The organism is Heyndrickxia sp. FSL W8-0423 (assembly GCF_038009395.1).
GTDB classification, from domain to species: domain Bacteria; phylum Bacillota; class Bacilli; order Bacillales; family Bacillaceae_C; genus Heyndrickxia; species Heyndrickxia sporothermodurans.
The window spans coordinates 2,297,855-2,310,910 of record NZ_JBBPBE010000001.1 but is presented as its reverse complement, the minus strand read 5'-3'; the positions used below and the strand labels follow the sequence as shown (position 1 = coordinate 2,310,910).

The 13,056-nt window shown below is 33.6% G+C and carries 11 protein-coding genes and 1 other annotated feature; of the genes, 3 read left to right on the top strand and 8 right to left on the bottom strand.

Annotated elements, in window-relative coordinates; all coding sequences use genetic code 11:
- Positions 1–89: 89 nt before the first annotated feature.
- Positions 90–491 carry a globin domain-containing protein gene (locus tag MKY81_RS11695; RefSeq protein WP_066234177.1) on the top strand — a complete coding sequence of 134 codons (402 nt, stop codon included), beginning with the start codon at positions 90–92 and terminating at the stop codon, positions 489–491.
- Entirely contained in the window at positions 488–1,363 is an 876-nt protein-coding gene (locus MKY81_RS11690; RefSeq protein WP_066234173.1) for a ClpXP adapter SpxH family protein, read from the top strand. The genes MKY81_RS11695 and MKY81_RS11690 overlap by 4 nt, the downstream gene beginning before the upstream one ends.
- 551 nt (positions 1,364–1,914) lie before the next feature.
- Here MKY81_RS11690 and pepF read toward each other — a convergent pair.
- The 4 genes from pepF to spxA form a co-directional block, all read right to left on the bottom strand.
- Positions 1,915–3,732, bottom strand: coding sequence for an oligoendopeptidase F (gene pepF, locus MKY81_RS11685; RefSeq protein ID WP_108071775.1), 1,818 nt, complete (start codon positions 3,730–3,732; stop codon positions 1,915–1,917).
- Between the two features lie 147 nt (positions 3,733–3,879).
- On the bottom strand, positions 3,880–5,067 hold the full coding sequence (locus tag MKY81_RS11680; RefSeq protein WP_108071777.1) for a competence protein CoiA: 1,188 nt from the start codon (positions 5,065–5,067) through the stop codon (positions 3,880–3,882).
- Positions 5,068–5,170: 103 nt separating this feature from the next.
- Positions 5,171–5,827 (bottom strand): adaptor protein MecA, encoded by a 657-nt coding sequence (gene mecA, locus MKY81_RS11675; protein WP_107920362.1) that lies wholly within the window; start codon positions 5,825–5,827, stop codon positions 5,171–5,173.
- Between the two features lie 373 nt (positions 5,828–6,200).
- The gene (spxA, locus tag MKY81_RS11670; protein WP_066234161.1) at positions 6,201–6,596 is read right to left on the bottom strand and encodes a transcriptional regulator SpxA; all 396 of its coding nucleotides are present in this window, start codon (positions 6,594–6,596) and stop codon (positions 6,201–6,203) included.
- A gap of 541 nt (positions 6,597–7,137) precedes the next feature.
- Positions 7,138–7,389: a binding site (T-box leader), on the top strand.
- Between the two features lie 71 nt (positions 7,390–7,460).
- On the opposite strand from spxA, the gene trpS reads away from it, so the two are divergent.
- Entirely contained in the window at positions 7,461–8,450 is a 990-nt protein-coding gene (gene trpS / locus MKY81_RS11665) for a tryptophan--tRNA ligase (protein ID WP_066234158.1), read from the top strand.
- Between the two features lie 47 nt (positions 8,451–8,497).
- On the opposite strand, the gene MKY81_RS11660 is transcribed toward trpS, so the two are convergent.
- The 4 genes from MKY81_RS11660 to opp4A all read right to left on the bottom strand — a co-directional run bounded on the left by MKY81_RS11660 (position 8,498) and on the right by opp4A (position 13,042).
- Positions 8,498–9,244, bottom strand: coding sequence for a YjbA family protein (locus tag MKY81_RS11660; protein ID WP_066234155.1), 747 nt, complete (start codon positions 9,242–9,244; stop codon positions 8,498–8,500).
- Between the two features lie 155 nt (positions 9,245–9,399).
- Positions 9,400–10,302: an oligopeptide ABC transporter permease gene (opp4C, locus tag MKY81_RS11655; RefSeq protein ID WP_066234152.1), complete on the bottom strand. Its 903-nt coding sequence runs from the start codon at positions 10,300–10,302 to the stop codon at positions 9,400–9,402.
- An 11-nt stretch (positions 10,303–10,313) separates the two neighbouring features.
- Entirely contained in the window at positions 10,314–11,279 is a 966-nt protein-coding gene (opp4B, locus tag MKY81_RS11650; RefSeq protein WP_066234149.1) for an oligopeptide ABC transporter permease, read from the bottom strand.
- Between the two features lie 35 nt (positions 11,280–11,314).
- On the bottom strand, positions 11,315–13,042 hold the full coding sequence (gene opp4A / locus MKY81_RS11645) for an oligopeptide ABC transporter substrate-binding protein (protein WP_341117864.1): 1,728 nt from the start codon (positions 13,040–13,042) through the stop codon (positions 11,315–11,317).
- Positions 13,043–13,056 lie beyond the last annotated feature (14 nt).

Here is a 13,056-nt window from a genome sequence, read left to right as displayed (position 1 = left end):
AATTGAAAAGGCTATTTGTTTGAGTTATTAGACGTTCACCTGCTAAAATGAATATACACAATAAAAATCTTTTTAAAGGAGCTTTTCATATGGTAGAGAAACGCATAGTGCCGTATGAGGTAATCGGGGAAAAAACGCTGCACCAACTAGTCGATGCATTTTATTCGAGAGTCGCGAAACATCCCGATCTAATCCCAATATTTCCGAAGGACTTATCCGAAGTCGCAAAAAAGCAAAAAATGTTTTTAACACAATACTTGGGTGGGCCTCAATTATATACAAATGCATATGGTCATCCGATGATGCGTGCACGTCATCTTCCACATGAAATAACGCCAAAACGAGCAAAAGCATGGTTATCATGTATGAGTGAAGCAATGGATGAAGTAAATTTAGAAGGAACAATACGAGAAGAGTTTTTTTCTAGATTAGTTTTGACTGCCAGGCATATGGTAAATACTCCAGATGAATTATCGGGTGAAATAAATTGAAAGACAAAGATATTCTAGTTTCAAATTACCATTGTTTTTGTAATTCTGATAAAAAGCCTCTAGAAATTTATATGTTTGTCGATCCGTTATGTTCCGAATGCTGGGCATTAGAACCTATTATAAAAAAGTTACAACTAGAATATGGACAATTTTTCTCCTTGAAACATGTTTTAAGCAGCAGTTTAACAAGATTAAATGTAAACTCTAAAAAAATGGATGCCCTTGCTCAACTTTGGGAGAAAACGGCCTCAAAAACCGGAATGCCCTGCGATGGGAGCCTCTGGTTTGAAAATTCAATTACTGCTCCATATATAACATCGATTGCGATTAAAGCTGCTGAATTGCAAGGAAGAAGAGCCGGAATTCGTTTTTTGAGAAAAATACAGGAAGTGTTATTTTTAGAAAAGCAAAATGTTACTAATATAGATGTTCTCGTTAAATGTGCAAACAGTATTAACTTGGATACTGAAGAATTTTTAAATGATATTCATTCGGAGAGTGCTGCTAAAGCATTTCAATGTGATTTGAAAATTTTATCGGAAATGGAAGTCGATGAATTCCCTTCCCTTGTTTTTTTTAATGAAAATATTGAAGATGAAGGGTTAAAAATCACTGGGTTTTATGAATATAGTGTGTATGTACAAATTCTTCAAGAAATGTTAGGTGCGAAAACAAAACCAAACCCTTTGCCGCCATTAGAAATATTTCTAAAAATTTATAAAGTAGCTCCTTCAAAAGAAATTGCCATCGTCTATGATATGACTATAGCAGATGTAGAGAAAAAGCTAAAAAAATGGGTGTTACAACAAAAGGTGAAAGCCATCCACGGAAAACACGGTACGTATTGGAAGTATATTGAAAAAGAAGAATAATATTAGATAAGGGTATAGTTAATACTATATCCTTTTTTTGTAGTTGTCGAAGTTGATGAGTTTTTCGAATCATTATAAGAAAAAGGCCTTGCATCAGCAAGACCTTTTTCAACACGAACAAAGGGGATGGGAGAAATTTTTCACGGTCAAACAAAGGGGTATATGTTTGTTTGTGATCAACTTCACGTCCTTACTATAGCATGTTATGACTTGTATGTGCAAGTATATGTTAAGACCTTCACAATATTGTCAAAAACAAGTGATAATTAATCTGCTTAGTACATAAATATATACTAGTCAGGTTTTATGGAAGGAGTATTTCTATGCAAAAGTTTGTTTTTCCAATTTTTTTCTTTGTGATCCTCCTTGCTTTTTGTATTAACATTCTGGGGCTTATGAAACTCCTTCCACTTTTCATTACCTCACCTATGCTATTTCTGACACTGTTCATTTTTGTCCTTTATTTAAACAGAAGAAATCATTTTCGAGGATTTAAATAAGAAAAGGTCAAGCAATTTTGCTTGACCTTTTCTTATTTAGATTGGATTTTACTACGATAATAAACGTTCAAGTTCATTTAATTTTTCTTCAAATACTTTAAGAGCTTCTTCGATTGGACTTGGTGATGTCATATCCACTCCTGCCTTTTTTAACACTTCAATTGGGTAGTCGGAACTTCCGGCTGACAAGAACCCGATATAACGTTCAACAGCAGGTTTTCCTTCTTCCAGAATTTGCGCACTTAACGCAGTTGCAGCGCTAAAACCGGTTGCGTATTGATAAACATAATAATTGTAATAGAAATGAGGAATTCTTGACCATTCTAATCCAATTTGTTCATCAATAACAATATCCTCTTCACCAAAGTATTTTTTATTTAGATCATAGTATTCCTTCGTTAATAATTCCGCCGTTAATGCTTCACCGTTCTGTTCTTTTTGGTGAATTAAATGCTCGAATTCAGCAAACATTGTTTGACGGAAAACAGTTCCGCGGAATCCTTCTAAATAATGATTTAATAAATATATTCTTTTCTTTTCATCATCAATCGTTTTAAGTAAATAATCATTCAATAAGGCCTCATTGCATGTAGAAGCTACTTCGGCAACGAAAATTGAGTAATCACCATAGGTAAATGGTTGATTTTTCCTTGTATAATAACTGTGAACACTATGGCCAAATTCATGTGCTAACGTAAAAAGATTGTTAACATTATCCTGCCAGTTCATCAAGATGTACGGATTTGTGCCGTATGCACCAGATGAATAGGCCCCACTTCTTTTGCCTTTATTTTCCACAACGTCTACCCAGCGATTTTCAAAGCCTTCTTTTAAAATATCTAAATATTCTTCACCAAGTGGTGCAAGACCTTTTAGAACTATCTCTTTAGCCTCATTGTAAGGAATTTTCATCTCCACATCTTTTACAAGTGGAGTATAAAGATCATACATATGCAATTCCTTAACTCCGAGAACTTTTTTCCGAAGTTTAATGTATTTGTGTAAGAGATGGAGGTTGTCATTCACCGTATTCACGAGATTATCGTAAACACTTTCAGGAATATTGTTCGCCGATAGTGCAGCATGTCGTGCAGAATCATAATTACGTACTTTTGCATTGAAATTATCCCTTTTTACTTGGCCGCTTAATGTACTGGCAAATGTATTACGGAAATTCCCGTAAGTCTCATACACTTTCTCGAAAGCTTCTTTTCTTACTCTTTGGTCGGAGCTTTCTAAAAATCGAGAGTAACGCCCATGTGTAATTTGAACCTCTTCACCATCCTCGTCTTTAATAGATGGAAATTCCAGGTCGGCATTGTTCAGCATTCCAAATGTATTGCTTGATGCATCCATAACCTCAGATGCTTGGGCAAGCAGTGCTTCTTGATCAGCAGATAGAACATGTGGGCGTTGAAGATTTAATTGTTCTAATACGTGCTCATACAATTTCAATTCACTTTTTTCATTAATAAAGCTTTTTAGTTTATTTTCTTCGATCGACAAAATCTCAGGTACTAAATAGGCAAATACACTTCCTGCCTCTGCTAATAAACTTCTCATTTGGCTTTCTTGACCTTGATAAAAGGAATTTCCGGTGTCTTGATCATTGCGCATATGTGCGTATGTATACAATTTGCCTAATCTTTCGGATACCTCATCTTGAAATTTTAATGCCTCATATAATTGATCAGCACTTTCGCCAAGCTTCCCTTTGAATTGGTCAGCTTTTGGTAATAATGTTTTAACATCCTTATATTCCTTTGCCCATAAATCATCGCTTGCAAATATATCTTCCAATCTCCAAGTTAATTCTTCAGCTACTTCATTACGATTTGGAAGTGATTTAGTAGATGTTCCAGCAGTCATTATTTTTCCTCCATTCTTTTTAAAAAGCTAATTTTCAATACACATTTTAACGTTAAAAAATGTTAAAAAAGGATATTAATAAACAAAATTTTTTCATTCTTCTTTATTTTAATTAAACATTTGAATTCCTGCAAATAATTAAATTACTCATTTATAAAATGTATTCATAAACTCATTTTCCATACGTGCAGCTTCCTCTATATTGTTTGGAAAGGGTATTGATTTATTCATTGCAAACCTCCCTTTTCGAGTTTCTTCTAAATATCCAAATTTAGATAAGAGTTTTAAGTAGTGATAAATCATTTGCTTTAAAAATTTCACATGTATTAAAGGAAACTTTCGTAATTGGATGTCTCCATTCAAAACCCGTTCTTCAAATTTTCCGACCACTAAAGCAAGAGACGTTTCATTCCCCTTATTTAGATGCTTGAAACTATCACACCAGATAAAATATTGCCAAATGGATACATGTGTTTTACAAATTTCCATAAACTTAACAGGAATTCCGATCAAAGGAGGGAATAAAATAGGTGAATGTCTATTGTAATACGCTGTGGCAAGAAATGAATCCTTTAAATTTGAAGCGTAGATGATTTTATTTTGGAGCATATTTTTCTTTTCATGGAACCAAAAGTTCCAATCAAATTTTTTGTTGTTTTTATTTGAAAGGTTGAGTGGAAAATCAACTGAAGCTAATGGATATGTCATCTGTTGAGCAAAAACTTTCCTAATCGAGATAGGTGCTAACTGCGAAAGTATTGTTATATTTTTGGTTTCGGGTGAGTAGCTGTAAATATGCATTCCATTTGTAGAATTATACTGTGCTAACGACCATTGAAAATCAGATACTTTAAATACGTTGTCAATTAGGGTAAACTTTTTTTGGTAAGGTTCACCACCAAGTAACCAAACAGGAACGATATCAATTGAGGAATAACCCTCCGTCCGTTTTTCAATTTCCTCTGTCGGAATAGCTGAACATTGAAACTCAATAGCATATTTTTTTCCATGCTTTTGAACATATAGATCCGAGCGTTGGTTAATTTCCGGGAAGAATTTCTCCATTTCAACGTTCAACCCTTGAGCTTTTAACCAACAAAACAAATCAATTTTCCCTTGTAAATGGCGTTCACTTTCGGGTTCTGAACTTGTGCAATTCGTGTTAGTTTTATGTGCGAAGTGAGGTATTTTAATCTTGCCAATCTTTACAATTACTTCTTCATGACATTGCGGACAATATAAAGGTGTTTTGCCTCTTATTTTCATTAGCTTTTCTTTACTTTCGGGATACAACAAGCAATACAATTCTCTATTTTTTGTAATAGCTGTAAGCATTTCTACTTCACCCTCCTCCCATAAATATTCAATTAGGCAGTTAGTTTATCCTCCTTCCAATACAAAAAAAATACCAATTTCATTATGAAATCGGCATTTATATTTATTTAAAGTACTTTTGTATCGTATCAAATACATTTCCATCGATGATCGTATTTCCATATTCTTGGAGACGATGTACGGTAAAAGATGACTCTTCTCCGTATTCAAGCAAAATACTTAAAACGTTATCAATCGACTCTTCGTCAAACACTTCTTCAGGAAACTCAACATATAAATAATATTTATTGTTGTATGACAAAAGCTTAGTGATGATGTCGTCTAAACCGGATTGCTTAGATAAAGAAATTACATCTTCAAAATCTTTGAATGCCAACATAAAGTCTAATATTTCATCTTCTTCCTGAAGACCCTTTGATTGAAAATGCTCATCAAGAAATTCTTCAAGTCGGTCGTTAATCGGTAATTCCTTAAGCTTTTCTTCTGATATCGGCAGTTCAAAACGCTGTCCATCTTTAGATAGCTGTGCTTTTGTTACCAATACTTCAAGTCCTTTATCAAGCGCCTGAACTTGAATCCACAATGGACCTTCTGGTACAAACTCTTCTTCATGATGAATTTCATCCATCATTTCCCAAAAAAGTTCCTCACTTCTCTCTCGATCATACCAAATTTCTTCGCGATTAAATCCTCTTTCTTCTATATCACCATAAGAAATATAAAACTTAACTGTATTTTCATTAATACGTTCGATTTCCATACATCAACTCTCCCTTCTATTTGAAAGTTATGAAGGGACTTGTTCCCCCATATAAGGCTAAGTGTATGCTAAACTGCTTAGGTAAAAGTGTAGAAAATTTCATAATAAATAATATTCTACTCTTGTACTTCTATTTTATGATAAAAAGATGTTAATTGGAAACAAAAACTCTTCCCAATTTTAAATTCCACTAATACCCAAAGGTTTTTTTCTAAAAAAAATTATTGTTTTGCTCATTTTAGCGGATATGCACCAAACATTCAAGACTAAATTTTCAGTAAACATATTTTTATCTTTGAAATAAAACGCCTCCATTCCAATCAATGCTGGTATGAAGGCGTTTTATATTACCTATTTCTATTTATGAAAAATATTAATTAACAAGTTTTTGAGCTTCAAGTAATTGATATGAGCGAACTTTTCGTGGTAAGAAACGACGAATTTCATCTTCGTTATACCCAACTTGCAAACGTTTTTCATCAACCATAATTGGACGTCTAAGTAGTCCCGGATTTTTTTGAATTAACTTATATAATTTTTGTAACGGATACGTATCTAAATCAACGTTTAACTTTTGGAAGGTTTTTGAGCGTGTAGATATGATTTCATCTGTACCATCCTCAGTCATTCTTAATATTTCTTTTATTTCTTCCAAACTTAAAGGTTCCGAAAAGATATTTCGCTCTTTATATTCAATATTATTTTCCTCAAGCCAGGCTCTTGCTTTCCTACATGATGTACAACTAGGTGAAGTGTATAATGTTACCATTTATCATTCACACTCCTTATCTATAAATTTAGTTTCATAATCCTTCAAGGATTAATTATTTAAATTAAAGGCGCTGTTAAATTTGACTGTTGTTTTCCGCTACAGGTGCTCACTTTCCGCTTCAATCAAATAGTGACAAATCAACATTGAACTTTAACATAGCCAAATTAAAATTACTTTAAATAAAAAATCTATATTATGTATTATACACTATTTGTACAACAATGAATATAGTTTTTCTAAAAATGAGTCCAGACATTTATAAAAATGACAACACTGTGACATTAGACTTATAGTCTATTTACCCCTGTAATCAGCCTTTAAACCATCTCTTTTATTCTTTTTTGCCCCCCTTTTCGGCTAACTTTACTTAAATGATTATCAATCTCATTTTCCTTTTTGATTATGTCATAAGGCCGAACGAGTCGACATACACAGAATACTAGATCATTCTTAAATTATCATTAAAACATAATTAAAATTTTTCATATCTTGACTTAGTCATTGCACTTAGATATAATATGATAAATTTTAAAATACCGAAATAGCAATGATAAAGAGTAGTACATTTGTTTTTGTTTTGTAGAGAGTTTGTGGCTGGTGAAAACAAACAAACAAAACTTATGGAATGGACTTTGGAGCACTAAAAATGAACAGAGGATTCCTCTTATTAGTTTTTGGCGAGTAATCTCACGTTAATGGGATTCCATGAATTATTTCATGGAACTAAGAGGCACAATAGTTTACTTGTGCACTTAGGGTGGCACCGCGGAATCAACCATTCGTCCCTATTATTTAGGCGACGGATGGTTTTTTATTTTGCCTAAAAAGGAAATCTAAACTTAATTCGAGGAGGAATTGTAAATGAAAACAATATTTTCAGGGATTCAACCAAGCGGGACAATTACACTTGGTAATTATATTGGAGCGTTAATGCAATTTGTTGAATTACAAGAGGAATATAATTGTTATTTCTGTATTGTTGATCAACATGCGATAACTGTTCCCCAAGATCGCTTACAATTGCGCAAAAACATTCGAAATTTAGCAGCTCTATATATTGCTGTTGGAATAGATCCTGAAAAAGCAACTTTGTTTATTCAATCAGAAGTGCCTGCCCATGCTCAAGCAGGATGGATGTTACAATGTGTAGCAAGTATTGGTGAGCTGGAACGTATGACACAATTTAAGGATAAATCTTCTGGTAAAGAGTCTGTATCTGCAGGCTTACTCACATATCCGCCATTAATGGCCGCCGATATATTATTATATAACACCGATTTAGTTCCTGTTGGTGAAGACCAAAAACAACATTTGGAGTTAACAAGAGATTTAGCCGAAAGATTTAATAAAAAATACAATGACATCTTTACGATCCCAGACGTTAGAATTCCTAAAGTCGGTGCAAGAATCATGTCATTGCAAGATCCAACAAAGAAAATGAGTAAATCTGATCCAAATACGAAAGGATTTATTTCGATCCTTGACGATCCAAAAACGATTGAGAAAAAAATCAAAAGTTCCGTCACAGATTCGGATGGAATTGTTAAATACGATAAAGAAAATAAGCCTGGAATTTCGAATCTGCTTTCCATTTATTCCATTATCGAAAATCGATCCATTGATGAAATCGTTCGGGAATATGAAGGAAAAGGTTACGGAGAATTTAAAAATGATCTCGCTCAAGTACTCATAAAAAAACTTTCTGCGATTCAAGAAAAATACCTTTCATTAGTTGAATCGGATGAACTTGATCGTATATTAGACATGGGCGCAGAAAAGGCCAACAAAGCAGCGAATAAGATGCTAAAGAAAATGGAAAATGCAATGGGACTTGGAAGAAAGCGAAAGTAAAAAAAGTAAAGGTGCACCAGTTAAATCGGTGTACCTTTACTTTTCCATTAATTGACCTTTGGACCATGTTCCAATTCCCAAAGCTTTTCAAAAAATGGTTGTCCTTTAATTAAATTTTCACAGAGATTTTCGTGTTTTTCACTCCAACCTCTTTTCACTTCTTCAAATAGACGATTCCAAACATCATTAAAATCCATAACCTGAATTTCTTGATACTGTTCCGGAGCCCACTCTGTATACCAATAACGAATTTCAGCTGCGTTGTTTGAAGAATGAAGTTGATCTAAAGCCATAAAAAGCAACTGCTTTAATTGCCTTTCTTTCCTTGTTAAACCATACATGCTCGCTGGGTCTGGAGATAAGATATGATGTTCTTTTTCTCCAACTCCCCCTTCAAATTGATAATTAATTGGTTCATGCTGTTCAATCATATCATATACAAGCTGTTCTTGCCGAGGGATTAATCGGCTTTTTCTAATCGGAATATTATATCCTATCGTATCTACAGCTAAAATTCCGTTTCCATCCGTTACAACAAAACAATATTCCAATTGTACCCGTTCATGATTTTTTCTTGAATAGGCCTTTTGATAGACATCATTCATTAGTTCCTGCGGTAAGTCACTCAAATCATTTTCTATGTAATGAAACAATAAAGAATCCACCAATAATAACGGAACTTGATCTAATAATTCGATCGTGTCATCCCTTCTCCATTCGTGGAAATGACAAATGTTATAGCTATTCTCTTCCCCTTCAAACCAATTCACCCATACATCATGTAGATATAGCATCAATTATTACCCCCTTGCATCAACTATTTAACAATCAGTATGGGCATACTTTAGTAAAATTATTCCTTGATTTACATATAAATCATTCACTCTAAGGAATAAAAAGAGAATGAAAAACTCCAATCAAACGATTGGAGTTTTTCATCGGATATTTTCTAATTTTTTGGATTCAGTGCATCTTTTAAGCCTTCACCAATGAAGTTAATAGAAAGAATAGTAAGTGTAATAATTATCGCCGGTGGCGCCCATATCCAAGGTTTATATTGGAGAACGTCAGGCTCCTTTGAAGAAGACAACATATTTCCCCAGCTCGGAACCTCTTGTGGAATTCCGAAACCTAAATAACTTAGACCAGCTTCCGCAACAATCATACTAGCAAAAGTTATACTAGCTTGAACAATTATGGTAGAAAGTACATTAGGTAATAAATGCTTAATAATAATTTTAGAGGATGAGCAACCAATCGATTTCGATGCCAATACATATTCGTTTTCTTTTTCAGCTAATATTTTGCTTCGAACAATACGGGCAACGCCACCCCAGCTAAGAAAACTAATGACGATAATAATTACCCAAACACCTGATAATTTACCGAATAAAATAGCACTTAGAACAATAACGAAAACAAGAAATGGGAAATTTAATATAAAATCGGTAAAACGCATTAAAACGCTATCTATTGCACCACCAAAATATCCTGCAAGAGAACCAATGATTGTTCCAAATAGTATGACAAAAAATGTACAAGTTATTCCAACTAATAAGGAAACCCTGCCACCATATAGTAGACGTGTAAATACATCTCTCCCACTTTTATCGGTTCCTAAAAAGTGCTCGGATGATGGAGATAAAGACATTTGTCCAATATTAACCTTTGTTATGTCTTGAGTTAAAACGAATGGTGCAATTATCGAAACAATTGTTACAGCCAACAAAAATATTAAACTCACCATAGCCAATTTATTTTTTACAAATTTCCGCCTTGCAACTGCCCAAGGGGAAAGACTTTTTTGAACGCCGCCTACATTCTGACTTGATTTCTTAGTTACAATTTCCATGTCTTCCCCCCCTATTCTATTCGAATTCGCGGATCAACGACCCCATACAATATATCAGCAATTAAATTCCCGAATAATGTTAAAAACGAGAACATCATTGTCAAAGTCATTAATACTGGATAATCATTCGTTGAAACTGATTCAATGAATAGTTGTCCAATACCAGGATAAGTAAAAATTGTTTCAGTTATGATTGCACCACTAATAACGGATACAACATCAAATCCTAAAAATGTGACTAGCGGGATTATTGAATTCCTTAAAATATGAACATTATAGATTTTACTTTCTCTAGTACCCTTTGCTCTTGCTGTGCGTACAAAGTCTTTACGACTATTTTCAATAATATCATTTCGCAAAAATTGTGTATAACTGGCTGTACTTAAAAGACCGAGAACAACCGCTGGTAAGACAACATGATGAACTCTACTTAACCAATAATCCAATGTACCAGTAGAATACATAATATCAACCGAACCATTTGATGGAAAAATATTTAATTGAAATGAAAAAAAGTATATTGCAAATACAGCAGCAACAAATGATGGAATAGCTAGACCTAAATAATTCAAACCGCCAATTAAATGATCACCAATTGTATAAGGTTTTCGACCAGCATATATGCCCATAATAAAAGCTAATATGTAGGTAATTAAAAGCGACGAAAATCCTAGAAAAATAGTATTTGGAATTCTTTCACCTATTAGATCAGAAACAGGCATTTTATAACGTGAGGAATTCCCAAAATCCCCTTGAACAAAATTAGAAACCCAACGAAAATACTGAACATGGATCGGATCATTATATCCTAATTTTTCACGCATTTCTTTAATATATTCTGGATTCGTATTTGTTGGATCAATTTCTCCACTGAAGGAATCCCCTGGCATTAACTTTGCCAGGGTAAACACCACAATGGAGATAAGGAGTAACATTGGAATCATGCCCAAAATTCTTCTTATGCTATACTTCAACATGTTCATTCTCCTTATCTATTACCACTAAAAGTAAATTATTGTTCAATCCACCATTCATGTGGTCTATTCGTTCCGGATACATCTAATTTAACACCTTTTAAACGTTTACTTACTGCATATACTTCATCAGTTTCACCAATAGGTATCATTGGTAGTTCTTCGTTAACCAGTTTTTGCCATTCAACATACAATTGTTTACGTTTTTCTTGATCTGTTCCAACAATTTTAACATCTAATGCATCAGCTAATAATTTATCGTTTTGTTCATTTACCCAACGAGGATAGTTCCAAAGTGCATCAGAAGTCCAAAGTCCAGATGGATCTGGGTCCTTACCAGTACTCCAACCACCGTAGAATACTTCTAGGCTTTTATCTGCTTTATCAAGCATGTCATAGTAAAGATTTGAATCAATCATTTTTAACTTCGTTTTCAGTCCTACTGCTTCCCAATATTGAGTTAATGCTTTTGCTCGGGACTCAAATGTTGGGTTATCTGTTGCATAGTGACTGAAGTTTACGACAAATTCCTTACCGTTAGGATCTTCACGGAAACCATCTCCGTTCGTATCTTTATAACCGGCTTCATCTAACAATTTCTTTGCTTTTTCTGGATCGTATTCATACTGATTTGGTAACTCACTATTGTCAGCAGCAATCCAGTGTGCTGATGGTACAGGACGATTAACAGGTTTTCCTAATCCGAAGAAGAAAGCCTTTGTCCATTCTTCACGATTAATCGCATAAGCCATCGCCTGACGTAATTTTTTATTTTGATATTTATCAAAATTCATTACATTTTTATTTTTATCTCCATCCCATGTACCTAACCTAAATCCAACATAGAAATAAGATAAACCTGGAGCTTTTAACACTTCGACATTATTAAGCTTTTTAACTTCATCGTAAATACTCATATGAAATTTAGTTAAATCAAGTTTTTCATTTTTAAGTTCACCAACAACAAGACTAGGATCAATAACTTTTAATATAATCTTTTCAATATGTGGTTTACCTTGCCAGTAATCCTCATTTCGAACAAATTCAATTGATTCCCCAGGGACAATTTTATTTACTTTAAATGGTCCTGTCCCGATTGGTTTTTGACGAACTTGAGGAGATGACATCATATCTTTTACAGCTATACCTTCAAATTCTTTTCTAGACATTGGATGTGTCCAAAGATTTTCTAAGTTGTTTACACGTGCTTTATCAAAAGTAATTTCTATGTTATAGTCGTCAATTTTTTTCAATCCAGTAATTGTTTTTGCTTTTTTATTACGATATGCAGGTGCACCTTCAATATTTTTTACATTTTCATAACGTGGACCTTCATAATCTTTATTTGCAAGTGTTTCTATAGCAAAAATCCAATCATCAACAGTTAATTCTTCCCCATTATGCCATTTAACACCTTTTTTAAATGTAAATTTATATACTTTATTATCTTTAGTTTCCCATGAAGCAATATTTGGCTGTGCTTTTAATTGATCATCATATTTAATTAAGTCATCATCAAAAAAGTCAACAACCTCATGATCTACTGTATCTTTTTCAAAATTTATATTGAACAACCCTTTTGGAGCACTATCAAGTGCATAAACCAATGTTCCTCCATCTTTAGGAGCGCTTGCATTTTCGCCTTGTTTATCTGTGTCTTTGCCTTTTTCATTTGTATTTGCCTTATCCTTTCCACCACAGGCAGCAAGAAAGATCGACAACATAAGCATTAGCGCTGTCAATAGCAATATCGATTTTCTTCTCAATGTTATTCCCCCCA

Bases quoted from the DNA above. Each gene is read 5' to 3' on its own strand.
- MKY81_RS11695 (WP_066234177.1), top strand. From the start codon at position 90: ATGGTAGAGAAACGCATAGTGCCGTATGAGGTAATCGGGGAAAAAACG.
- opp4B (WP_066234149.1), bottom strand. From the start codon at position 11,279: ATGTTGAAGTATAGCATAAGAAGAATTTTGGGCATGATTCCAATGTTA.
- mecA (WP_107920362.1), bottom strand. From the start codon at position 5,827: ATGGAAATCGAACGTATTAATGAAAATACAGTTAAGTTTTATATTTCT.
- spxA (WP_066234161.1), bottom strand. From the start codon at position 6,596: ATGGTAACATTATACACTTCACCTAGTTGTACATCATGTAGGAAAGCA.
- trpS (WP_066234158.1), top strand. From the start codon at position 7,461: ATGAAAACAATATTTTCAGGGATTCAACCAAGCGGGACAATTACACTT.
- opp4C (WP_066234152.1), bottom strand. From the start codon at position 10,302: ATGGAAATTGTAACTAAGAAATCAAGTCAGAATGTAGGCGGCGTTCAA.
- pepF (WP_108071775.1), bottom strand. From the start codon at position 3,732: ATGACTGCTGGAACATCTACTAAATCACTTCCAAATCGTAATGAAGTA.
- MKY81_RS11680 (WP_108071777.1), bottom strand. From the start codon at position 5,067: ATGCTTACAGCTATTACAAAAAATAGAGAATTGTATTGCTTGTTGTAT.
- MKY81_RS11660 (WP_066234155.1), bottom strand. From the start codon at position 9,244: ATGCTATATCTACATGATGTATGGGTGAATTGGTTTGAAGGGGAAGAG.